The sequence below is a fragment of the Herbaspirillum lusitanum genome (assembly GCF_026127345.1).
Taxonomy (GTDB): domain Bacteria; phylum Pseudomonadota; class Gammaproteobacteria; order Burkholderiales; family Burkholderiaceae_D; genus Herbaspirillum; species Herbaspirillum lusitanum.
The window spans coordinates 1-21,609 of the sequence record NZ_QXFG01000004.1; the positions used below are offsets into that span (position 1 = coordinate 1).

Annotated in this window: 23 protein-coding genes; 3 read left to right on the forward strand and 20 right to left on the reverse strand. The window is 62.7% G+C overall.

Translation table 11 applies throughout. The annotated features are described in order from the left end of the window. The coding region (gene mctP, locus DXT88_RS03285) for a monocarboxylate uptake permease MctP (protein ID WP_265211579.1) at positions 1 to 1,490 on the reverse strand (1,490 nt) is incomplete at its 3' end. Next, complete coding sequence (locus DXT88_RS03290; protein ID WP_265211580.1) at positions 1,490 to 1,669, reverse strand: DUF3311 domain-containing protein; 180 nt, start codon at positions 1,667 to 1,669, stop codon at positions 1,490 to 1,492. The genes mctP and DXT88_RS03290, both read right to left, overlap by 1 nt. A 129-nt stretch (positions 1,670 to 1,798) precedes the next feature. On the opposite strand from DXT88_RS03290, the gene DXT88_RS03295 reads away from it, so the two are divergent. After that, positions 1,799 to 1,996 carry a hypothetical protein gene (locus DXT88_RS03295; protein WP_265211581.1) on the forward strand — a complete coding sequence of 66 codons (198 nt, stop codon included), beginning with the start codon at positions 1,799 to 1,801 and terminating at the stop codon, positions 1,994 to 1,996. Positions 1,997 to 2,051: 55 nt separating this feature from the next. On the opposite strand, the gene DXT88_RS03300 is transcribed toward DXT88_RS03295, so the two are convergent. From DXT88_RS03300 to xylF, 8 genes are all read right to left on the reverse strand, one after another. Continuing rightward, positions 2,052 to 3,143 carry an alkene reductase gene (locus DXT88_RS03300; RefSeq protein ID WP_265211582.1) on the reverse strand — a complete coding sequence of 364 codons (1,092 nt, stop codon included), beginning with the start codon at positions 3,141 to 3,143 and terminating at the stop codon, positions 2,052 to 2,054. A gap of 253 nt (positions 3,144 to 3,396) precedes the next feature. After that, positions 3,397 to 5,181, reverse strand: coding sequence for an IlvD/Edd family dehydratase (locus tag DXT88_RS03305; protein ID WP_265211583.1), 1,785 nt, complete (start codon positions 5,179 to 5,181; stop codon positions 3,397 to 3,399). Further along, positions 5,178 to 6,059 carry an SMP-30/gluconolactonase/LRE family protein gene (locus DXT88_RS03310; RefSeq protein WP_265211584.1) on the reverse strand — a complete coding sequence of 294 codons (882 nt, stop codon included), beginning with the start codon at positions 6,057 to 6,059 and terminating at the stop codon, positions 5,178 to 5,180. The genes DXT88_RS03305 and DXT88_RS03310 overlap by 4 nt, the downstream gene beginning before the upstream one ends. Continuing rightward, positions 6,056 to 6,895: an SDR family NAD(P)-dependent oxidoreductase gene (locus tag DXT88_RS03315; protein ID WP_265211585.1), complete on the reverse strand. Its 840-nt coding sequence runs from the start codon at positions 6,893 to 6,895 to the stop codon at positions 6,056 to 6,058. The genes DXT88_RS03310 and DXT88_RS03315 overlap by 4 nt, the downstream gene beginning before the upstream one ends. Then, positions 6,892 to 8,112 (reverse strand): fumarylacetoacetate hydrolase family protein, encoded by a 1,221-nt coding sequence (locus DXT88_RS03320; RefSeq protein WP_265211586.1) that lies wholly within the window; start codon positions 8,110 to 8,112, stop codon positions 6,892 to 6,894. Before DXT88_RS03320 ends, DXT88_RS03315 begins: the two co-directional genes overlap by 4 nt. Before the next feature lie 38 nt (positions 8,113 to 8,150). Then, a complete protein-coding gene (locus DXT88_RS03325) occupies positions 8,151 to 9,314 on the reverse strand; it encodes a sugar ABC transporter permease (protein ID WP_265211587.1) in 1,164 nt (387 codons plus the stop codon). 39 nt (positions 9,315 to 9,353) lie between these two features. Further along, on the reverse strand, positions 9,354 to 10,904 hold the full coding sequence (xylG, locus tag DXT88_RS03330) for a D-xylose ABC transporter ATP-binding protein (protein ID WP_265211588.1): 1,551 nt from the start codon (positions 10,902 to 10,904) through the stop codon (positions 9,354 to 9,356). Between the two features lie 98 nt (positions 10,905 to 11,002). Further along, positions 11,003 to 12,019: a D-xylose ABC transporter substrate-binding protein gene (gene xylF / locus DXT88_RS03335; RefSeq protein ID WP_407649264.1), complete on the reverse strand. Its 1,017-nt coding sequence runs from the start codon at positions 12,017 to 12,019 to the stop codon at positions 11,003 to 11,005. Between the two features lie 385 nt (positions 12,020 to 12,404). On the opposite strand from xylF, the gene DXT88_RS03340 reads away from it, so the two are divergent. Both DXT88_RS03340 and DXT88_RS03345 read left to right on the forward strand, forming a co-directional pair. Next, positions 12,405 to 13,649 (forward strand): XylR family transcriptional regulator, encoded by a 1,245-nt coding sequence (locus DXT88_RS03340; protein WP_265211589.1) that lies wholly within the window; start codon positions 12,405 to 12,407, stop codon positions 13,647 to 13,649. Between the two features lie 22 nt (positions 13,650 to 13,671). Further along, positions 13,672 to 14,736, forward strand: coding sequence for an aldose epimerase family protein (locus tag DXT88_RS03345; RefSeq protein ID WP_016836645.1), 1,065 nt, complete (start codon positions 13,672 to 13,674; stop codon positions 14,734 to 14,736). Positions 14,737 to 14,793: 57 nt separating this feature from the next. On the opposite strand, the gene DXT88_RS03350 is transcribed toward DXT88_RS03345, so the two are convergent. From DXT88_RS03350 to DXT88_RS03395, 10 genes are all read right to left on the reverse strand, one after another. After that, on the reverse strand, positions 14,794 to 15,411 hold the full coding sequence (locus tag DXT88_RS03350; RefSeq protein WP_265211590.1) for a riboflavin synthase: 618 nt from the start codon (positions 15,409 to 15,411) through the stop codon (positions 14,794 to 14,796). Positions 15,412 to 15,470: 59 nt separating this feature from the next. After that, positions 15,471 to 16,577 (reverse strand): bifunctional diaminohydroxyphosphoribosylaminopyrimidine deaminase/5-amino-6-(5-phosphoribosylamino)uracil reductase RibD, encoded by a 1,107-nt coding sequence (gene ribD / locus DXT88_RS03355; protein ID WP_265211730.1) that lies wholly within the window; start codon positions 16,575 to 16,577, stop codon positions 15,471 to 15,473. A gap of 5 nt (positions 16,578 to 16,582) precedes the next feature. Next, positions 16,583 to 17,179, reverse strand: a complete 597-nt coding sequence (locus tag DXT88_RS03360; RefSeq protein ID WP_265211591.1) for a GspH/FimT family pseudopilin — start codon at positions 17,177 to 17,179, stop codon at positions 16,583 to 16,585. Beyond that, complete coding sequence (locus DXT88_RS03365; RefSeq protein ID WP_265211592.1) at positions 17,176 to 17,658, reverse strand: type IV pilin protein; 483 nt, start codon at positions 17,656 to 17,658, stop codon at positions 17,176 to 17,178. Before DXT88_RS03365 ends, DXT88_RS03360 begins: the two co-directional genes overlap by 4 nt. Positions 17,659 to 17,687: 29 nt before the next feature. Beyond that, positions 17,688 to 18,281, reverse strand: coding sequence for a pilus assembly PilX family protein (locus tag DXT88_RS03370; protein WP_265211593.1), 594 nt, complete (start codon positions 18,279 to 18,281; stop codon positions 17,688 to 17,690). Next, positions 18,278 to 19,174, reverse strand: a complete 897-nt coding sequence (locus DXT88_RS03375; protein ID WP_265211594.1) for a PilW family protein — start codon at positions 19,172 to 19,174, stop codon at positions 18,278 to 18,280. The genes DXT88_RS03370 and DXT88_RS03375 overlap by 4 nt, the downstream gene beginning before the upstream one ends. Further along, positions 19,175 to 19,690, reverse strand: coding sequence for a type IV pilus modification protein PilV (gene pilV / locus DXT88_RS03380; RefSeq protein ID WP_265211595.1), 516 nt, complete (start codon positions 19,688 to 19,690; stop codon positions 19,175 to 19,177). It lies immediately after the preceding gene. A 252-nt stretch (positions 19,691 to 19,942) separates the two neighbouring features. Next, a complete protein-coding gene (locus DXT88_RS03385; RefSeq protein ID WP_265211596.1) occupies positions 19,943 to 20,575 on the reverse strand; it encodes a helix-turn-helix domain-containing protein in 633 nt (210 codons plus the stop codon). Between the two features lie 158 nt (positions 20,576 to 20,733). Continuing rightward, positions 20,734 to 21,369 carry a DUF924 family protein gene (locus tag DXT88_RS03390; RefSeq protein ID WP_265211597.1) on the reverse strand — a complete coding sequence of 212 codons (636 nt, stop codon included), beginning with the start codon at positions 21,367 to 21,369 and terminating at the stop codon, positions 20,734 to 20,736. Continuing rightward, on the reverse strand, positions 21,366 to 21,596 hold the full coding sequence (locus DXT88_RS03395) for an RNA-binding S4 domain-containing protein (RefSeq protein ID WP_016836635.1): 231 nt from the start codon (positions 21,594 to 21,596) through the stop codon (positions 21,366 to 21,368). Before DXT88_RS03395 ends, DXT88_RS03390 begins: the two co-directional genes overlap by 4 nt. Positions 21,597 to 21,609: the final 13 nt, after the last annotated feature.

Sequence of the window (21,609 nt, forward strand, 5' to 3'; positions counted from 1 at the left end):
GCCGGCGCTTTGGCGCCGCCCTTGCCGAACACCAGTTGCACCACGACTGCCACCACGATGTTGAGCGCGAGCGCGATCAGACCGGTGTAGAGCGTGTAGGAGTCGGCACCGATGTGGAAGGTATGCACCGGCTTGATGCCGTCCGCATACGCCAGCCAGCTGCCGCCGACGATGCCGACGGCCCAGCCGGTCAGCAGCGCGTTGGCGCCGAACCAGCCGATGAACAGGCCGAACACCAGCGCCGGGAAGGTCTGCAGAATCCACACGCCGCCCAGCAACTGCAGATCAAGCGCGAACTTGGTCGGCAGGAACAGGATGAACACCAGCGCGCCGAACTTGACCACCAGCGAGACGATCTTGGCGACCTTGGCTTCGCCTTGCGGCGACACGTTCGGGTTCACGTACGGCTTCCAGAAGTTGCGCGTGAACAGGTTGGCGGCGCCGATCGACATCACCGCCGCCGGCACCAGCGCACCGATGGCGATCGCCGCAAACGCGAAGCCGCTGAACCAGCTCGGGAACATGGCATTGAACAGCGCAGGCACGACGTCGTTGTTGGCTTCGACCTTGACGCCCGCAGCGTAGGCCATGTAGCCCAGCAGCGCAATCAGGCCCAGCAGCACGGTGTACGCAGGCAGAAACACGGCATTCTTGCGGATCGTGTCGGCGCTCTTGGCTGCGAAAATGCCGGTCAGGGTATGCGGATACATGAAGGCCGCCATCGCCGAACCCAGCGCCAGCGAAGCAAACGGCAGGAATTGCGCCGGCTTCAACGTCAGGCCGGTCGCGCCGCCCTTGGCTGCAAACGCATCGCGCGCCGAAGCGAACACCACGCCGTAGCCGCCCAGTTTCATCGGCACCAGCACTACCGCCACCAGCACCACGATGTAGATCATCAGGTCCTTGACGAAGGCGATCAGCGCCGGTGCGCGCAGGCCGGCCGAATAGGTGTACAGCGCCAGGATCACGAAGGCCGCCAGCAGGGGAAGTTCACCGGTGACGCCGAGCGCCTTGATGACGACTTCCATGCCGATCAGTTGCAGCGCGATGTAGGGCATGGTCGCGACGACGCCGGTCAGGGCGATGGCGAGCTCCAGCTTGCGCGACTTGTAGCGGCCGAAGACGACATCGGCAGCGGTGACGTGACCGGCCTTGTGCGCGGCGTGCCACAGCTTGGGCATGATCAGGAACACGATAGGGTAGACCAGGATGGTGTACGGCAGCGCGAAGAAGCCGTAGGCGCCGACCGCATACACCAGCGCCGGCACCGCGATCACGGTATAGGCGGTGTAGAAGTCGCCGCCGACCAGGAACCAGGTGATCCAGGTGCCGAAGTTGCGGCCGCCCAGGCCCCATTCATCGAGGTGGGCGCCCTTGTTGGCCTTGCCGCCGCTTTGCCAGCGCGAGGCCCAGAAGCCCATCACGGTGACCAGTGCGAAGAAGAAGATGAAGACGCCGAGTGCCGTCCAGTTGATGGAAGAGGAATTCATCATTCGACTCCCTTTTTAAGGCCGTCTTTGTAGACGATCCAGATGATCAGCGCAGTGAGCGGAACCCACGCAAACTGATACCAGTAGAAAAACGGAAAGCCGAGCAGCATGGGCAGTTCGTCGTTGTAAAACGGAACCCACAATAGACCAATGAACGGCAACAGGAGTAAGAGCCGCATAGAAATTCTCCTCATACTTGTGGTGGAAGGATTATTGTAAAAATTGCAGCGCAATTATAGTGAGGATAGGATTTTTCCGTTTGCGGTGCGACATTTTTTTTGCGCTGTTACTGCGGACGGAAAGACGCTATGGCACTGGGTTTGCGCGGTGCTGAGAAGGGTTGCTTGCCTTTGTTTTTCGAGAAAATTACTTTGTTTGAAAGGGTTGCGGCAGATGTTGAAAATTTGATTCGAATTTTTGTAAGCGATACGTCAGCAATAATTTGGCAAGCAGCTTTTTCGTGTATTGCATATCCGCTATCCCTCTCGTTATTGAGCGGGAAATAAAAAGGCCCCCGACAATCTCGAGGGCCCATTCATTGCAAAATATAAACTGCGAGGACTATGCCGTCAGTGCCGGATAGTCGGTGTAGCCTTCCGCGCCGCCGCCGTACAAAGTCTCTGCGTGCAGCGGATTGAGCGGCTTGGATTCGCGCACGCGACGCACCAGGTCCGGGTTGGCGATGAACGGCCGGCCGAATGCGATGGCATCCGCCTTGCCGGCTTCCACCACGGCTTGCCCTTCAGCGCCGTCGAAGCCGTTGTTGACGACGAAGGCGCCGGGGAAGCGGCTGCGCAGCGCGGCGTAGTCGAACTTCACCGGTGCGCCTTCGGGCACGCGCACGCCGCCGGTTTCGCCTTCGATCACGTGCAGGTAAGCCAGGCCGAGCGGTGCGATCTGTTCCACCACATAGTTGTAGAGCGCTTGCGGATCGCTGTCGATGGCCGTGTCGTTGAAGGTCGTCATCGGGCTCAGGCGGATACCGGTGCGGCCTGCGCCGACTTCCTTGGCGACTGCTTGCAGGACCTCGAGCACCAGGCGCGCACGGTTCTCGATGCTGCCGCCGTAAGGGCCGCTGCGATCGTTGACGCTGTCGCGCAGGAATTGCTCCAGCAGGTAAGTGTTCGCGGCATGCACTTCAACGCCGTCAAAACCGGCGTCAATGGCGTTGCGCGCGGCCTTGCGGTAATCCTCGACCAGCGCCGGCAGTTCATCGTCGCGCAAGGCGCGCGGCGTCGACACGTCGCTGTAACCCTCGGTGGTGAAGGTCTTGGCGTTGGCGGCGCGGTTGGTTGACGACACCGGCGCTACGCCGCCGGGCAGGAAAGAGGTGTGCGAGATGCGGCCGACATGCCACAGCTGCAGCACGATCTTGCCGCCGGCGGCATGCACCGCATCGGTGACGTCGCGCCACGCGGACACTTGCTCGGGTGAATAGATGCCGGGCGTATTGAGATAACCCTGGCCCATCTGGCTGATCTGGGTGGCTTCGGCAATGATCAGGCCGGCTGTGGCGCGCTGGCGGTAATACTCTACCGTGAGCGGGCCGGGCTTGAAGCCTTCAACGGCGCGGCTGCGTGTCAGCGGCGCCATGACGAAACGATTGGCGAGCGAGATGTCGCCGAGCTTGAGGGGATCGAACAAGGAAGTCATGAATATCCTTCAATGGAAAATGAAAAATCGAATAAAAAAGACAGTGCAGTCACTGTCTCCTGAGTTTTGCCAGCTGATGAATACGGCAGCTGAAATAAAGCCGACGGTTCATGATAGCCTAAAATTAGACCAGTCGTCTAAGAGGTGCTAATTTGCCGTTTTGACGAGGAAAGCGACAATAAAAAAGCGCCCGGAAGGGCGCTTGGACTGAGTAAGGCGAAGCGGCGGCAGACTACGCCGCAAGCAACGCGTATCAGTGATTATGACGCGGCAGAACCTTGGCGATGCCCTGGTACTTGACCGCCAGTTCCATGACCGCACCGGTCTCAAGCTGGCCGACGGTGTCGCGATAAATCTCTTGCCACGGCGTCTGGCTGGCCGGTACCGCCGGGATGCCCTCGGCCTTGCGCCTGGCCAGTTCTTCATCGCTGATCAGCATGTCGCAACGGCCGGTGTTGAGGTCGATGCGGATCTTGTCGCCGGTATGCAGATAGGCCAGGCCGCCGCCGACTGCGCTTTCGGGCGAGGCGTTCAGGATCGACGGACTGTCCGAGGTACCCGACTGGCGACCGTCGCCGAGCGTCGGCAGGGTCGTGATGCCACGGCGCAGCAGCGCGTCAGGCGGTTGCATGTTGACCACCTCGGCCGAACCGGGCCAGCCGACCGGACCGGCGCCGCGGATCACCAGGATCGTGTTCTCATCGATGCCGAGCGACGGATCGTTGATGCGCGCGTGGTAATCGTCGGAGCCGTCGAACACCGCGGCGGTGCATTCGAAGATGCCTTCGCTGCCCGGCGTGCTGAGGTAGCGCGCGCGGAAGCTGTCCGAAATCACGCTGGTCTTCATGATGGCGAAGTCGAACAGATTGCCCTTGAGGACCAGGAAGCCCGCGCGTTCGCGCATCGGCGCTTCGAAGCGGAACACCACTTCGCGGTCATGGCTCTCGCGTCCTTCGAGGTTTTGCGCCATGGTCTTGCCGCCGGCGGTGAGACGGTCGGCGCGCAGCTTGCCGGCCTGTTGCAGCTCCCACATGATGGCCGGCACGCCGCCGGCGCGATGGAAGCGCTCGCCCAGATACTTGCCGGCCGGTTGCATGTTGAGCAGCAGCGGCACGTCGTAGCCGTACTTCATCCAGTCGTCGGAATCCAGCTCGACGCCGGCGTGGCGCGCCATCGCCATGATGTGCGGCTGGGCATTGGTGGAGCCGCCGATGGCGGCGTTGACCACGATGGCGTCGAGGAAGGCGTCGCGCGTCAGGATCGCCGAGGGGCGCAGGTCTTCATACGCCATGCCGACGATGCGGCGGCCGGTTTCGTAGGCCATCTGTCCGCGCTCGCGGTACGGCGCGGGAATCGCCGAGCAGCCGGTCAGCGACATACCAAGCGCTTCGGCCATGGCGTTCATGGTCGAAGCGGTGCCCATGGTGTTGCAATGGCCCGACGATGGCGCCGAGGCGGCGGCGATCTCAAGGAATTTCTCATTGTCGATCTGTCCTGCGGACAACTGGCGACGACCCTTCCAGATGGCGGCGCCGGAGCCGACTAGTTCGCCGTCCATCCAGCCGTCCAGCATCGGACCGCCCGACAGCACGATGGCCGGGATGTCGACGGTGGAGGCGGCCATGATCTGCGCCGGCGTGGTCTTGTCGCAACCGGTGGTCAGTACGACGGCGTCGATCGGATAGCCGTGCAGGATTTCCACCAGGCCGAGATACGACAGGTTGCGGTCGATCGCCGCGGTCGGACGGCGGCAGTTTTCAAAAATCGGATGCAGCGGAAATTCCATCGGGATGCCGCCGGCGTCGCGGATGCCGTCGCGCACGCGGCGCGCCAGTTCGAGGTGGATGCGATTACAGGGGCTGATGTCGCTGCCGCTTTGGGCGATGCCGATGATGGGGCGGCCGGAGCGCAGTTCTTCGGCGGTGATGCCGTAGTTCATGAAACGTTCCAGATACAACGCCGTCATGTCGATGTGGTCCGGATTGTCGAACCAGTCCTGGGAGCGGAAACGGCGCGGTGTCTGATGTTGATTTGTCACTTCTGTACCTCTGTCGATATGTAATGTTGAGCCAGGCCCGGCGTGTCGGCGCGGAACGAAAACAAACCGCCCGCGAGCGGTTGCTGCAAGCGCTCGGCGGGCGACAGGCCTTTCCATGCAGTAGTGACCTGCACGGTCTGCAGGTCAGCGCCGCCGAAGGCCAGCTTGGTGATGTTGGCGCAGGGGAAAGGCTGCACGCCGGCCAGTTCCCCCGACGGCAGGAAGCGCTCGATGCGCCACCCGCCGAACAGGGCCACCCACAGGCAACCTTCCGCGTCCACCGCCATGCCGTCCGGATAGCCGGAGCCGTTGATGACGATGAACGGGCGCTTGCCGGACAGGTTTCCCGCCGCGTCGACATCGAAAGCATATACCGTTCGCAGCAATGTGTCCGTGTGATACAGCGTTTTTCCGTCCGGGCTCATTGCCGGGCCGTTGGTGATGATGTAGTTGCGGTCCTGTTCGCGCAGGATGCCGCGGTCGCGGCAATACAATGCGCCGCTGGCGTTTTCCTCGGCGTCATCCATGGTGCCGAACCACAGGCGGCCGCGCTGATCGGCGAAACCGTCGTTGATGCGATTGCCGGGCAGGCCTTCTTCAACCGCCTGCAGCAACGTGAAATTTCCCGTCTTCGGATCGAACCGGTACAGACCGCCTTGCATGCCGCACAGCAGATTTCCATCGTCGCAGGGCAGCACGAAACCTGGCTGCCGCGGCGTACTCCAGCTTTCCCGCTGCCCGCCTTCGGCATTGCAGCGATGAATCGCGCGGCCTTTGATATCGACGAAGCAGAACGCCTGCGCCGCCGCATGCCAGACCGGACCTTCGCCCAGTTCGGCGCCGACCGGCCATACGCAGGTCGGTGCGGCCGGGCTCATGCGCCGTACCAGCCGGCGTCGACGAAGTAGTCGCGACCGGAGCATTTGGACGCGCTGTCGGACGCCAGGAACAGCGCCAGCGCCGCGACGTCATGCGGATCGACGCGCGTGTGCAGGCATTGCGATGCGAGAATCTTGGCTTCTTCTTCCGGGCTGTGCCACAGGCGCATCTGGCGCGGCGTGCGCACCGCGCCGGGGATGATGCAGTTGACGCGAATGCCGTGCACGCCAAGGTCGCGCGCCAGGCCGCGTGTCAGTCCCTCGATGGCGGCCTTGGCGGTCATGTACAGCGCCAGGCCGGGCAGCGCCAGGTGCCACGAGATCGAGCCGAAATTCAGGATCACGCCGCGTCCCCTCTCGCGCATGCCGGGCGTGACTGCCTGTGCGCAAAAGAACTGATGGCGCAGGTTGACCGCCATGCGTTCATCCCAATAGGCCGGCGTCACCTCGGCGACCTTGTGGCGATCGTCATTGGCGGCGTTATTGATGAGGATGTCGACGGCGCCGGCGATTTTTTCAATGTGGACGAAGCTCGCCGCCAGCGCGTCGAGATCGAGCAGGTTGCAGTGCAGGAAGGTCGGCGGCAACGGTTTGTCGCGTAGCGCGGCTTCCAGTTCGCGCGACTCGTGCTCGGCGATGTCGAGGAAAAATACCTGCGCGCCTTGCTGCGCGAAGGCTTCCACCAGCGCCGCGCCGATGCCGGTGCCGCCGCCGGTAATGACGACGCGCTTGCCGGCCAGGCTGCGATAGATGGCATGTTCGACGGCGTGATCAACAGCCGATCCGTTAGATGTCGCCGGCGCGGCTGCGAGGGAAGCCGAGGGTGATGCTGTCATGCTGCTGTTCTCCTGGAGGATGATGCTGAAGATGGCAATGAATCTGTCAGGCCGCGTCCGGCCAGATAGCGATAGAGGGAGCGGATGCCGAAAGTCCAGGGGGCGATGGCGTCGCTGCGTTGCACGTGATTGACGAGCGCGCCCAGCGCCGGACTGGCGATGGTGACGCGGTCGCCCAGATGATGGGTAAAGCCGGCGCCGGCGGCGTCGCGATCCTTGATCGGCGAAAACATGGTGCCGAGGAACAGCATGAAGCCGTCCGGATACTGGTGATGCGCGCCGCAGGTTTGCTGCACCAGGTCGAGCGGATCGCGACTGATCTCGCGCATGAAGCTGACGCCGTCGAGACGGAAGCCGTCGGCGCCTTCGATGCGCAATGAGACTTCGGCCTGGCGCACCGTATCGATGGTGAAGCGTTCGTCGAACAGGCGGATGAAGGGACCGATGGCGCACGCGCCGTTGTTGTCCTTGGCCTTGCCGAGCAACAAGGCGCTGCGGCCTTCGATGTCGCGCAGGTTGACGTCGTTGCCCAGGGTCGCGCCTACGGCTTCGCCGACGCTGTTGACGGCCAGCACGATCTCGGGTTCGGGGTTGTTCCACTGCGAAGCCGGATGCAGGCCGACGTCGGCGCCCAGTCCCAGCGCCGACATCGCCTGCGCTTTCGAGAAGACTTCAGCGTCGGGACCGATGCCGACTTCCATGTATTGCGACCAGGCGTCGCGTTTGACGAGTTCCTGCTTCAGCTTGATGGCGGCATCCGAACCGGGCCGGATGGATGACAGATCGGCGCCGATGCTGGCCTGCAATTCCTTGCGCAGGGCTTCTGCACGGCCGGCGTCGCCGGCGGCTTTTTCCTCGATCACGCGTTCCAGCATGCTGACCGCAAAGGTCACGCCGCAGGCCTTGATCGGCTGGATGTCGCAAGGGGCCAGCAGCAGCGGCCGGCTGGTGTCGTCCTGGGTGTGGAGCGCATGATGCACCAGGTCGAACGCGCTGCCCAGCGCTTCGCCGGGAGCGTTGCGGGCGATGTTCAGCAGGTCTTCGGCGTCGAGCAGGTCGGCCACCGTCGGCGCTGCAGCGGTGATGTCGAAGACCTGGCCCTGGCGCACGACAACGACGCAGGGACCGTTGATCTTGCTGTTCCTCCAGACGCGGCCGATCAGCAGCGCGTCGGCCAGGTCGTCAGGTAAGGCGGCATGGGCCGGTATGGTTTGCATGACTGTCCTCTTTTCAGAATGAAATGGAAGCAGGCCGCTCAACGACCCGAGCGGGTGCTGACGTCGACCCACACGGCCAGCATCAGGATGCTGCCCTTGACGATCATTTGCCAGTAGGTGCCGACGTCGAGCATCGACATGCCGTTGTCCAGGCTGGCCATCACCAGCGCGCCGATCAGCGCGCCGTAGATGGTGCCCGAGCCGCCGCGCATCGACGTGCCGCCGATGAAGCAGGCGGCGATGGCATCGAGTTCGCCCATGCTGCCGGACGAGGGCGACCCGGCCGCCAGGCGTGCGGTGTTGACCAGTCCGGCCAGTGCGCACATCACGCCCATGATGCCGAACACCCACAGCTTGACCGACTGCACGTTGACGCCGGACAGGCGCGTGGCTTCCATGTTGCTGCCGACCGAATAGATGCGGCGGCCGAACACGGTTTGCGTGGTGATGTAACTGAACAGGCCGAGCAGCGCCAGCAACAGCAACACCGGCACCGGGATGCCGTCGTAGCTGTTGAGCGTGCGCACGAACGCCAGCAACACCGCGCCGATCAGCGCCACCTTGATGGCGTCGCGCCACAGCGGCGGCACCGGCAGCGCATGGCGGACCCGGTTGACGCGTTGGCGCCAGGTCAGCGCCAGCGCCAGCACGAACAGCACGATCACGAGGGCGACGCCGAAGCTGGCCGGCAGGTAGCCCTGGCCCAGATACACCAGATCGCTCGACACCGGTGCAATCGTCAGGCCGCCGGTGATGCCCAGCAGCACGCCGCGAAACGCCAGCATGCCGCCCAATCCGACGATGAAGGAGGGGATGCGCATGTACGCCGTCAGGTAACCGTTGAACAGTCCGAGCAACAATCCCAGCAGCAGTACGAGGAACAGATTGAGCGGCAGCGGCAGGTTGTGCGTCACGTTCAGGATCGCCGCGACGCCGCCCAGCAAGCCCAGCAGGGAGCCGACCGACAGATCGATTTCGCCGGCGATGATGACCAGCACCATGCCGCAGGCGAGGATGCCGGTGACCGACATCTGGCGCAGCAGATTGGAGAGATTGCGCGGCGTCACGAAACCGCCTTCGGTCTTCCAGCTGAAGAAGGCCCAGATGATGGCGATGGCGATGAGCAGCGCCATGATCTTGTAGCGGCTGAAGAGTTGTTTGATGTTGGCCGTGGTGTTGCCGGTACTGAGAGTTGAGGTCATGCTTGATTCCGGAATGTGGTTATGCCGCGGTGTGCAGCGTTATGCAGCGGTGTGCAGACGTTGTTGCGGCGACTGGTTGATGGCCGCGGCCAGCACCATTTCCTGCGTCAGGTCCTGGTTGACGAAGTCGCCGCGCAGCTTGCCTTCGCCGATGACCAGCACGCGGTCGGAGACGCCCAGCACTTCGGCCAGTTCGGATGACACCATGATCACGGCAACGCCTTGTTTCGCCAGTTCGGCGATCAGCCGATAGATTTCAGCCTTGGCGCCGACATCGACGCCGCGCGTGGGCTCGTCGAGGATCAGGACTTTGGGATGCGCCAGCAGCATCTTGGCCAGCACCGCCTTTTGCTGGTTGCCGCCGGACAGGCCGGTAATCGGCAGGAACGGGCTGGCGGTCTTGAGCCGCATGCGGCTGATTTCTTCATGCACGGTTTTCAGCTCGGCCTCGCCGTCGATGCGGGTGCCGCGCGAGAAATTCTTCAACACCGTCAACGTGATGTTCTGGCCGACGCTGAGATCCGGCACGATGCCGTGCTGCTTGCGATCTTCCGGCACCATGCACAGACCCAGCCGGATCGACTTGAGCGGCGTGCCGGTGTCGACGCGTGCGCCGTTCATCCAGACTTCCCCTTCGCAGCGGCCCGGGTAGGCGCCGAAGATCGCCGACACCAGTTCGGTGCGGCCGGCGCCGACCAGGCCGGCGATGCCGAGGATTTCACCGCGCCGCACCGAGAACGAGACGTCGTCGACGCGCCTGCGCTTGGGGTTGTCGACGTCGAGGCAGGTCATGTGGCGCGCTTCGAACACGATCTCGCCGACTTCATGGTCGCGGCTCGGGTACATTGCGGTGATTTCACGACCGACCATCTGCGTGATGATGCGGTCGACGTCGAGCTCTTCCATCGGCGTGGTGGCGATGTGCTTGCCGTCGCGGATGACCGAAATGGTGTCGCACACGGCGGCCACTTCATCGAGTTTGTGCGAGATGTAGACGCAGGCCACGCCTTTGGCCTTGAGATCCTTGATGATCTTGAGAAGGACGGCAATTTCGGAAGTGGTCAGCGACGACGACGGCTCGTCGAGGATCAGCAGGCGCGCCTTCTTGTTGAGCGCCTTGGCGATCTCCACCAGTTGCTGGTGGCCGCCGCCGTATTGCATGACGGGCAGGGCGACGTTGATGTCCGGCATGTTCAGTTCGCGCATGAGTTCTTCGGCGCGCCGGTACATGGCGGGATAGTTCATGCGACCGCCGGGCAGGGTCAGCTCATGGCCCATGAAGATGTTTTCCGCCACCGACAGCTCGGGCACCAGCATCAGTTCCTGATGGATGATGACGATGCCGGCGGCTTCGGTGTCGCGCACGGAATTGGCGATCAGCGGCTGGCCGTCCCAGCGTATTTCGCCGTCCCAGGTGCCGTGCGGATAGACGCCGGAGAGGATCTTCATCAGCGTGGATTTGCCGGCGCCGTTTTCGCCGCACAGGCCGACGCATTCGCCGGCCTTGATTTTCAAGTCGATGCCGTCGAGGGCGCGGACACCGTCAAACTGTTTGACGATGCCCTTCATTTCCAACAAATACTCTGACATGCTGCGCTCGCGGAAGGGGAGGGGAGGTAAAAAAAGCAGATACGACGCCCGTCGGGCGCCGTAGCTGCGTGGGTACTTTTTGTGGTTTTGCGAAGGACTTACTTCGCGCCGATCTGCGCCTGCGTATAGAAGCCGTCGTCAACCAGGATGTTGACGTTGGCCTTGGTCAGCGGGATAGGCTTGAGCAGCACCGTGTCGACCTTCTTGAAGCCGTTGTCGTACTGCGAGTTGTAGCTCGGCTTCTCATTGCGCGCCAGGTGCACCGACAGATTGGCGGCTTCGGTGGCGATCAGCTTGAGCGGCTTGTAGACCGTCATGGTCTGGGTGCCTGCGACAACGCGCTTGATCGCCGCGAGGTCGGCGTCCTGGCCCGATACCGGTACCTTGCCTGCAAGCTTTTGCGCCGCCAGTGCCTGGATGGCGCCGCCGGCGGTGCCGTCGTTGGAAGCGACGATGGCGTCGATCTTGTTGTTGTTCGCGGTCAGGGCGTTTTCAACGATCGACAAGGCTTCGGTCGGATTCCAGTCCTTGACCCATTGCTGTCCGACGATCTTGATGTCGCCCTTGTCGATCAGCGGCTTGAGCACCTTCATCTGGCCTTCGCGCAGCATCTTGGCGTTGTTGTCGGTCGGCGAGCCGCCGAGCAGGTAGAAGTTGCCTTTCGATTGGGCCTTGATCACGCCTTCGGCCTGCATTTCACCGACCTTTTCATTGTCGAACGAGATATAGGCGTCGACGTCCGCGTTCAGGATCAGGCGGTCGTAGGACAGCACCTTGATGCCGGCTTTCTTGGCTTCCTTGATGGTGTTGGTCAGCACCGTGGCGTTGAACGGCACGATCACGATCACGTCGACGCCGCGCGAGATCAGGTTTTCGATCTGCGAAATCTGGCGCGCTTCGCTGGCGTCGGCGGATTGCACGAACACCTTGGCGCCGAGTTTTTCGGCCGCAGCAGTAAAGAAGTCGCGGTCGCGGGCCCAGCGTTCAACACGCAGGTCATCGATGGAAAAACCGATCTTCGGATTCTTGGCGTCGGCCATTGCACCGCCTGCGACCAGCGACATCGTAGTCGCCGCCATCAGGGCCAATACACTCTTTTTCAGGATTGCGTTCATTGCCATGTCTCCAGATTGTTCATTATGATTTTTAAGGGGGATGCCTCTGCAGCGGCGGGAATTTTTTATAAACACTGCCCCGCTCCTGCCCCATCGCCGCCTCGCTGAGGCTTGATGTGCGGCCATACTAGCAACCGCGTACCGGCCACCACAATTACGAAATCCGCCAAGCGGCAGTGCGATTCTTTCTATTGCAGGTGCACATACCCCGATTTGGACTGACGCGGCGACGGCGTCTCGGTACAATCGAAAAATCAGAAAAGCAGGAAGAACGGAACAAGAAAAGATGACGATTTGACATCGTCGACAAGATGTTCCGCGACTTCAGGAGACCGCTTGCCGGCGCAGCCCCAGTTGCAGCCGGTCGGGCATCGGAGAGTTCAGCGTGACAAAAGTACCGACCGTGCATCGCATTGCGCTGCTGTTCAACGGCAACAAGATATTCGACCGCGACATCATCGCCGGCATCGGTGAATACCTGAGCAGCACGCGCGCGTCGTGGGACTTGTATCTGGAAGAAGATTTCCGTTGCCGGCCGCAAGGAATCGAACGCTGGCAAGGCCACGGCATCATCGCCGATTTCGACGACCCGACCATGCAGGAAGCCTTGTCGCGCGTGCAACTACCGGTGGTCGCGGTGGGCGGTTCCTATGCCGACGAGTCCGGCTATCCAAAAGATCTGCCCTATGTCGCGACCGACAATTTCAAGCTGGTCAAGCTGGCCTACGACCACCTGATCGAAGCCGGATTGCAGAATTTCGCCTGCTTCAGCCTGCCGCAGGCTGACGTCAATCGCTGGGCGCAGGAGCGCGAAAAGGCGTTCGAATCGCTGACGCAGCGCGACGGCATACAAGGCCACGTGTATCGCGGCGTCGGCACCAGCGCGCAGTCCTGGGATACCGCCGTCGAGCAGCAGATCGCCTGGGTGCGCAGCTTGCCCAAGCCGATCGGCATCATCGCCGTCACCGATGCGCGTGCGCGGCAATTGCTGCAAGCCTGCCTGTTCGCCGGCATCGCAGTGCCGGAGCAGGTTGCGCTGATCGGCATCGACAACGACCCGCTGGCGCGCATCCTGACGCGCGTGCCGCTCAGCTCGGTGATCCAGGGTACGCTGGAGATGGGCCGTACGGCGGCGCATCTGCTGCACCAGATGCTGCACGGTCACGGCGCGCAGTTTTCCGACAAGCGCATTTTGGTGCCGCCGGCCGGCATCAATGTGCTGGCGTCGAGCCGGCATGAAGCGCGCAATCATCCGCACGTCATGCAGGCGATGCACTTCATCCGCCAATACGCCTGCCAGGGCATCAAGACCGAGCAGGTCGCCGATTACGTGGGCGTGTCGCGCTCGTCGCTGGATTGGTATTTCCGGCGCGAACTCGGCCGCAGCGTGCATGACGAAATCCTGCGCTTCAAGCTCGATGCCGCCAGGCGCATGTTGCAACAGGCGCACGGCAACGTCGCCGAGATCGCGGTCAGCTGCGGCTTCACGTCGGTGCAATACATGCATGCAGTATTCAAGCGCGAGCTCGGCTGCACCCCGCGGGAATACCAGGAACAGCTGATGCAGGGCGCCGCGGCAAATCCACCGTCTTCACTTCCTTCATTGCAAGAACCCATCCATGGCGATTGATTCGCCGCCGCATTCCGACGACATGACACATTTCACCCTCTCCAGCACTGCCGCCGGCCACGGCGTCACCTTGTACACCCTGCGCAATGCGCATGACATGCGCGTCGTCATCAGCAATCGCGGCGCCACGCTGATTTCCTGGTGGGCGCCCGACCGCTACGGCCGCGAAGCCGATATCCTGCTCGGCTATCAGGACCAGCAGGACTACCTCGCCAATACCCCTTACTTCGGCGGCGTCATCGGACGCTGGGGCAATCGCATTGCCGGCGGCCGTTTTACACTCGACGGCGTCGACTATCAGCTCGACCGCAATGAGGGCGACAATCATCTGCATGGCGGCGCCGGCGGTTTTCACTTGTTGCCGTGGCAGGTGCAGGCCGATCCGGAAGGATTGCGCATGACGCTGTCTTCGCCGCATGGCGCTGCCGGCTTCCCGGGCAATGTACTGGCATCGGTGTTGTACCGGCTCGACGACGACGGCCGGCTGAGCATCGACTACACCGCGACCAGCGACGCGCCGACGCCGCTCAATCTGACCTCGCACGGCTACTTCAATCTGAACGGCGGCGTCGACGACATCTGCGACCACATCCTGTCCATCGATGCGGATCGCTATTTGCAAATTGATCGTGCATTGATTCCGAACAAGGTGGTGGAGGTGGCCGGCAGCGCGTTCGACTTCCGCCAGCCGGCGCCGATCGGTGCGCGACTGGCATGGCCCGACGATCAACTCGGCATCGCGGGCGGCTTCGATCATTGTTATTGCCTGCGCCCTGGAGATCCCGCGACCGCTTCGCGCAGCCGCAACGCGCAGGCGCTGCGCGAGGTTGCTGCTGTCTACGATCCCGGTTCCGGACGCGAACTGGCGGTTGCCACTACCGAGAACGGCCTGCAGTTTTACAGCGGGAATTTTCTGGAAGGAATTGCCGGACGCGGCGCGCAGGCCTATGCCGCGCACGACGGCTTTTGCCTGGAGGCGCAGGCCTATCCGGATCAGGTGAACGGTCCCGATCGTGAAGACGTGATCCTGCGCCCGGGCCAGGTGTATCGCCAGACCACGACTTACCGGGTGAGCGTGCGCGCCTGATCCGCTAGCGGATCTTGCACCGGTGGCCGAGTCGTGTTCGTGGGTGCTCTTCGGTGCTTATCGATGTGTTGTCGACAGCATGCGTTCGACATAACGCGCAATCAGGTCGATCTCCAGATTGACCTTGCCGCCGACCTTCAGGTGCTTCAGCGTGGTGACCTGGATCGTGTGCGGGATCAGGTTGATCGAGAAGCGGCAGCCGTTGGCGACGTCTTCCACGCGGTTGACGGTCAGCGAAACACCATTGACGACGATCGAGCCTTTGTAGGCGAGGTATTTGGCGAGCGACTTCGGCGCTTCGATGACCAGCTCCCAGGATTCGCCGACCGGCTCGAACTTGTTGACCACGCCGAGGCCGTCGACGTGGCCGGAGACCAGGTGGCCACCAAGGCGTTCGGCCAGGGTCAGGGCTTTTTCCAGGTTCACTTCTCCCGGCGCGTCGAGACCGACGGTGAGGTTGAGGCTCTCGCGCGAGACGTCGACGGTGAATCCTTTGGCGGTCTTTTCCACCACCGTCATGCAGGCGCCGTTGAGCGCGATCGAATCACCCAGCGCGACGTCGTCCATCGCCAGCGGGCCGGCGTCGATGTCGAGGCGTACGCCGGCGTCGGCTGTGTTGCCCAGCGGTTGAACGGAAGTGATGTTGCCGACGGCGGCGACGATACCTGTGAACATGTTGGGATCCAAATAAGTAACTGAACAGAATGGCTGAATAAGATTGCTAACGAAGTGGACTAGCTGAATCGGGCAAGGATACGCAAATCCTCGCCGATCTGCTTGAACTCATGGAAACGCAGCGCGATCTTGCCGGACAGATCGTCCAGCGCCGGCAGGTCGAACATGCTGCGGCCGTCGCCCAGCAGGCTGGGCGCAAGGTACACCAGCAACTCGTCGACGCAGCCTTCGCGCAGCAGCGAGGCGTTCAGTTTGGAGCCGGCTTCGATGTGGACTTCGTTGAGGTTGCGCTTGCCGAGCTCGATGATCATGCGGGGCAGATCGACCTTGCCGGCGGCATTGGGCAGCACGATGATTTCGGCGCCGCGGTCCTCCAGCGCGGCGATGCGGGCGCGGTCTTCGCTGGCGGTGAAAACCCAGGTGCCGCCGCCGGCGAGGATGTTGGCATCCGGCGACAAGGTGAGTTTGCTGTCGACCACGATGCGGCGCGGTTGGCGCGGCGTATCGACGGCGCGCACGCTCAGTTGCGGATTGTCGTCCTTGACGGTGCCGATGCCGGTGACGATGGCGCAAGCGCGCGCGCGCCAGAAATGGCCGTCGTCACGCGCCGCCTGGCCGGTGATCCACTGGCTCTTGCCGTTGTGCAAGGCGGTCTTGCCGTCAAGGCTGGCGGCCGACTTCATGCGCACCCACGGCGTGCCGTGCTGCATGCGCTTGAAGAAGCCGATGTTCATTTCGCGGGCTGCTTCCGTCAGCACGCCGGACGTCACGGCGATGCCGGCCGCCTGCAATTTTTCCAGGCCCTTGCCGGCCACCAGCGGATTGGGATCGGTCATCGCGGCCACCACCTTGCCGACGCCGGCCTTTACCAGCGCATCGGCGCAGGGCGGGGTGCGGCCGAAATGGCTGCACGGTTCCAGCGTTACGTAGACGGTGGCGCCGCGCACATCGTTGCCGCGTTGCCGGGCGTCGAGCATGGCCTGGATTTCAGCGTGGTTGCCGCCCGGCGGCTGGGTGAAACCGGCACCGATGACGCGGCCGTCGCGCACGATGACGCAGCCGACGCGTGGATTGGGCGTGGTCGTGAACATGCCTTGTTCGGCCTGTTGCAGCGCAAGCTCCATGGCTTGCCGGTCGTTTTCGATGAAGAGGTCGTAGATGGACATTGGGTTCACGGGGATGCGATATTCCGGTCGGTTGCAGGCGCAGGATTCGGTGTGAGTCTACAGCTTCCGTCATCCGCCGGATTGCAGATGCGGGCGCGACCCAGGATTCCAAGCCTGACCAGGCGGGTTCTTCCTTCCAGCGAAAATTGCCACGAACCCCACAGCGGCGCCCGGTCGCTTATGTTGTTGCGGGTCCTGCCGTTGCCATTGTAAGCGATGTAGGACGCCGACTTGTCGCTCAACGTGGTGGCCATGACAAGGCCGGCAGGCAACTGTTCATGGCTGTAGATCAATTCATCGCCGGCGTCGAATTGCAGGTCGGCGTCGCCCGGCTTGTTGGCGAAGACCACCCAGCCGCTCTCCCATCTGCTGCCGTCGCGCGGCGCCAGGTCGACGCGGCTACCGCGCCGGATGGCTTCGCTGCGGGCCAGGTTAAGCGCGCCCAGGAAGGCGTTGGCGGCGTTCGCGAGCTGCTGGTTTTGCGTATAAGTGCGCAGGCTTGGCATGCCGGCCGCCAACAGCATGCCGACGATGGCCAGCACGATCAGCAGTTCAGGCAGCGTGAAGCCGGTTGGAGCAGGATGCCGCCTGTGCGATGTCATCGGCATGCCTCGGGTGCGGCGGCGACAGGCAAGCCGGAGATGGTTTGCTCGCCGCGGCTGTTGAGCGTCAGCGTGCCGCACAGGCGATCGACGAAGTTTCCGGCCGGCGCCGCCGAGACCATGACGCATTCCTGCAAGGTGCCGCCACTGCATCCGCCGGCGGCGATGCGATAGGCGCTGCCGGCTTCGGTGTCGCCGGAGAACCATCGGAACGCTCCGGACGTGGAGGCGTCGCTGTAGGCATGGTAGCGATTGTGTTGCGTGAAATGGCGCTCCTGCTGCTGCATTGCCTGCATCAGCGCCGCACGCGCTTCGGCGCGGCGCGCCTTGTGTACGTGTGATTGATAGGAGGGATAGGCAAACAGCGCCAGCATGCCGATGATGCACAGCACGCACATGAGTTCGGTCAGGGTGAAGCCGCGATGGCCATGGTGAGGGCAATGACGAAGGGAATGACGCGGGCGAGGGCAATGCAACATGGTCTGTCTTCCTGGTGAGGCGATGATGTTCAGTTGTTGATTTCCCGCCAGCTCATGCGCGGTGATGACGCTGAGGGTGGTGACAATGGTGTGGTGTTGAGCACGGTTTGCAGCATGACCTGCGTGCTTGCGTTCGGACCGAAGCCGATTGCCGTGACGCGATAGCGCACTACAACTTGCCGGTCTGCCGTCGTCAGCCTGAGCAATTCAATCAGGTAGCGTGGCGGTTGTGCCGGCAGCGACGCCGTGCCGTGCGGAAAACTCAATCCCGTGAATTGGCCGTAGCGCACCGAAGGCTCCGATGCACTGAAGTCGATGAGCCGCCACGGCGCCGTGTTGGCAGTGGCCAGGCACAGCCCGCCGTGCGCACCGATGCCATGGCAAGTCCCCGCCTGGTCCGGAAAAACTTCCGGTGTAATCCGGCCGCCGGCGATGTCGCGTTCGGCGTCGCGCAATCCCGCCTCGGCAGCCTGGAAGGCGATGTGACGATCGCGATCGTTGCGTGAGGATTTTTCGTTCATGAGCGTGAGCTGCGCGGCGGAGACGCCGAACAGCATTATCACCACCAGCATCAGCAAGACGATCAGCAGCGATGCGCCGCGTTGGCGATGGGTGGTATTCATGGCGCGGAATTGCGCAACCGGATCGTGGTCTGGAAAACTTTGCGGATGCGTTGTTGCACGGCGGGCGTCAACTTCGTTTCGTCGATTATGGCGCCGGCGTCCCCGCTATCCTGGTATGCCGTGCCGAACAGACGATGCACGACCGATGCGCCGCCGTCCCGCACATTGCGCTCGCCGCGCGCCAGCAGCGCGATCCTGACCGTCGCCACGTCGCGCCAGCGTTTGTTGATACGCGTTGCACTCATATAGTCAAGATCGCCATCGGTATTATTAACGTCGCGCACGCCGTACAGCACCTGGAACGATTCGATACCGCGCACGATGGCGGCAGCGCTCCAGCCGCCGTCGCGGGTAAGGTATTTGCAGCGCAGTTCCGGTTCGCCGGTACCGTCGAGGGAGACGTAGAAGATGCTCTGGCCGCGCGCCTCTTCCAAGTCTGAAAGCGTGGTCGCGCCGTTCGGTCCGGGTACGGCGAAGCCGGCGCAATTGAGCATGTCGTTGTCGGGTTGATTCCTTGGACCGGATCCGAAGAAACGTATCATCAGCAGATCGCTGCCGTGCGCAGCGCGGTTGTCGGAGGACGACAACATCCCGACCGTATGCTCGCCGACCCGGGCGTTGTCGAGACCTTCGATACCCGGATCCAAGCCGCCGAGGTCGTTGCGCAGAAAGGCAGGATTGTCCCACGGCACGTAGTTCGCCTGCCGCACCGTGCGCGCGATCAGGTCGAGCGCGTAACGGCCGTTTTCCTGGACCTGGGCGCTGTCGGCCACGCTCAGGTACGTCGAGCGGGCCGCCTGCATCAGCGCTACTGCCGCCAGCACCACGCCCATGCCGAGCGCCATGGCGATCATCAATTCGATCAGTGTCAGACCCTGCTGATGGTGGCGCATTTATCGCTCCACCGGCAACGCGAGAAAGGGCGGTGGCTCGGATTGTGCGGTGGATGTCGGCCCCGGCTCCCGCGACGCCCAGCCGATCTTGATCAGCAAGGGACCGCCGGCGCCGCTGCACGCCCAGCGCAGCGTGTCATTGAGAACCGGCGTGCTGTCCATGCAGACCACCACGCGCGCGCGCGGGAGGGCATCGGCGACTCGTTGCTTCCAGGCCGCGAGATCGCAGCCGGTCTGCGTGCAGGCGAAGGATGGAGTGGCGCCGTTGTAGTCGAATTGATAAAGCACCGGCTGGGCTTCGGCGCGCAGCAGTTCGGCCAGCTCGACCGTCAGTTGCAGCGCGGTCGACTGGTAAGCGCTGTGCTGCGCGGTGCGCAAGGCATGCAGCTGCATCGCAGCGACGCCCGAGGCGGCCAGCGCAAGAATGGCAATCGCCGCCAGCACTTCCACCAGCGTGAAGCCGTGCTGGGAAGAATGCGGTGCGGAGGGGAAGGAAACGGACGTAGTCCTGATCATGTGGCCTCGCCGATTTGCATGTCGGAAAGGCAGGATTTTGCCGGTGTTTGAGAATTGTTGCGCCGGTTTGGCTGTGGAAAATCGGGCAGAAGCCAAGATATTCCGTTTACCTGAAGTATCTATTTATTTTTTCTAGCTGTATTCGGCATTGAATCTCGACAGGCATGGATGCATGGTGATGTGCTGCACCTGCGCGCGGCAATAAAAAGCCCCGCATCGGCGAGGCTTTTTGTTGGAAGAACACCGGCGAACTTACACCGTGCGCGTCTCCGGATATTGCGTCACTACGTAGGCGACGGCGTCGACATTGGCCGGATTACGGTAGCTGTGCGCATGGTCGGCGTCGAAGAAGATGGCGTCGCCGGTGCCGAGCAGCTGGCGATGCTCGTTGATCTGGATTTCCAGCGTGCCGTGCGTGATGACGAGATTCTTTTGCGCGCCCGGCACCAGCGGCTGCAGATGTTCGGTCGACAGCGCGTCAAGCTTCAGTTCATGGAATTCGAAACGGCGCTCGCCCGCCGGATACAGGCTGCGGCTGGAAAAACGGCCGTTGCCGCTGACCGTGCGCGGCGAATCCTGCACCGGCAGTACTGCCCATCCTTGCGGCGCGAAGTTGCGCAGGAAGGCCGACACCGACACCTGCAAGGCCGACGCCACGCGCTGCAATACGCGGATGGTCGGCACGCTGCGGCCGGATTCGATCTGCGCCAGCATGGCGCGGCTCACGCCGGACTTGCGCGCCAGCCCGTCGAGCGACAGATGGCGCAAGGCGCGCAGGCGCGAAAGATTGTCGGCGACGATGTCTTCGATGTCGTTGCCGGGGGCCTGTGGCGGCACGGCATGCAGGTGCGGCGCGGGTTCGGCGATGCGCAATTCAGCAGTCATGATGAGGTTCTCTTCAGCGCAGGTTGGTGCGCGCCGAAGCGGCAAAGGACAGCGGTCATCGGGATTCTCCATTCCAGCAGGCTTGCTACGATGGGATGGAGCTTAGCACCGACACTATATGCGTCAGAACGAATAAATATTCACATCCATATGTGAATTTAGAATGAGGAATGCGGTTCTTTCAGAAACGCGATTTCTTCCGCCGTGGAGGTTCTGCCGAGGATGGCATTGCGATGAGGGAAGCGGCCGAAGCGCGCAATGATGGCGTGATGCCGGTCGGCAAACTTGAGATAGCCGTCGAAGGTCTCTCTGGATGCCGGGTCATCTTTGGCCATTTGTTTGGCCAGTGCGCGGAACAACTGGACGCAATGCTCCTGATCGTCGATGTCTTCCGAATGCTCCAGCGGCAGATAAAAGAACACGCGTTGCAGCGGCGACAACTGCTGATCGTATCCCTGCGCCAGGCCAAGATGACAACACTGGCGCGCCAGTTCATCGAAGTCGAAGGCGGTCGCCTTGTCGCGATAGATGTTGCGCGGGAACTGATCCAGCAACAGGATCAGCGCCAGCAGGCCGGCCGGCGTCTCGGCCCAGTCGTCCAGTTTGTTGTCGCGCGCGGCCAGCAAGCTCGCTTCGAAGCGGGTCTTGATGGTCTGGTCGACGGCGGCGTCCTTGCCCCACCACAGGCCGGACTGGCGGCCGGCCACGGTGTTGGCATCGCTGCCGGCGGCCGCGTCGATGTCGGCGCCGAACCAGAACGCCAGGACCGAGGCTATGGTTTCGGCCGCCATCATTGCGCCGCTGATCCGGCCAGCACGCGGATGCGTACGTCGCCCAGCTGCACGGTCTGGCCGGCGGTGATCTTGCAGGTCTTGCGCAGCTCCTGCCGGCCGTCGACCTTGACGTTGCCGTCGGCGACGATGGCTTTGCCGGCGCCGCCGCTGTCACAGATGCCGACCAGTTTCAGCAGCTGGTTCAGTTCGACGTAAGGGCCTTGCAGTTCGAATTCCAGGTGTTGCATATCTACCTTGTAG

Coding starts and splice junctions, on each gene's coding strand:
- DXT88_RS03290 (WP_265211580.1), bottom strand. CDS start 1,669: ATGCGGCTCTTACTCCTGTTGCCGTTCATTGGTCTATTGTGGGTTCCG.
- DXT88_RS03295 (WP_265211581.1), top strand. CDS start 1,799: ATGGCACTGGGTTTGCGCGGTGCTGAGAAGGGTTGCTTGCCTTTGTTT.
- DXT88_RS03300 (WP_265211582.1), bottom strand. CDS start 3,143: ATGACTTCCTTGTTCGATCCCCTCAAGCTCGGCGACATCTCGCTCGCC.
- DXT88_RS03310 (WP_265211584.1), bottom strand. CDS start 6,059: ATGAGCCCGGCCGCACCGACCTGCGTATGGCCGGTCGGCGCCGAACTG.
- DXT88_RS03315 (WP_265211585.1), bottom strand. CDS start 6,895: ATGACAGCATCACCCTCGGCTTCCCTCGCAGCCGCGCCGGCGACATCT.
- DXT88_RS03320 (WP_265211586.1), bottom strand. CDS start 8,112: ATGCAAACCATACCGGCCCATGCCGCCTTACCTGACGACCTGGCCGAC.
- DXT88_RS03325 (WP_265211587.1), bottom strand. CDS start 9,314: ATGACCTCAACTCTCAGTACCGGCAACACCACGGCCAACATCAAACAA.
- xylG (WP_265211588.1), bottom strand. CDS start 10,904: ATGTCAGAGTATTTGTTGGAAATGAAGGGCATCGTCAAACAGTTTGAC.
- xylF (WP_407649264.1), bottom strand. CDS start 12,019: ATGAACGCAATCCTGAAAAAGAGTGTATTGGCCCTGATGGCGGCGACT.
- DXT88_RS03345 (WP_016836645.1), top strand. CDS start 13,672: ATGACACATTTCACCCTCTCCAGCACTGCCGCCGGCCACGGCGTCACC.
- DXT88_RS03350 (WP_265211590.1), bottom strand. CDS start 15,411: ATGTTCACAGGTATCGTCGCCGCCGTCGGCAACATCACTTCCGTTCAA.
- ribD (WP_265211730.1), bottom strand. CDS start 16,577: ATGTCCATCTACGACCTCTTCATCGAAAACGACCGGCAAGCCATGGAG.
- DXT88_RS03360 (WP_265211591.1), bottom strand. CDS start 17,179: ATGACATCGCACAGGCGGCATCCTGCTCCAACCGGCTTCACGCTGCCT.
- DXT88_RS03365 (WP_265211592.1), bottom strand. CDS start 17,658: ATGTTGCATTGCCCTCGCCCGCGTCATTCCCTTCGTCATTGCCCTCAC.
- DXT88_RS03370 (WP_265211593.1), bottom strand. CDS start 18,281: ATGAATACCACCCATCGCCAACGCGGCGCATCGCTGCTGATCGTCTTG.
- DXT88_RS03375 (WP_265211594.1), bottom strand. CDS start 19,174: ATGCGCCACCATCAGCAGGGTCTGACACTGATCGAATTGATGATCGCC.
- pilV (WP_265211595.1), bottom strand. CDS start 19,690: ATGATCAGGACTACGTCCGTTTCCTTCCCCTCCGCACCGCATTCTTCC.
- DXT88_RS03385 (WP_265211596.1), bottom strand. CDS start 20,575: ATGACTGCTGAATTGCGCATCGCCGAACCCGCGCCGCACCTGCATGCC.
- DXT88_RS03390 (WP_265211597.1), bottom strand. CDS start 21,369: ATGATGGCGGCCGAAACCATAGCCTCGGTCCTGGCGTTCTGGTTCGGC.
- DXT88_RS03395 (WP_016836635.1), bottom strand. CDS start 21,596: ATGCAACACCTGGAATTCGAACTGCAAGGCCCTTACGTCGAACTGAAC.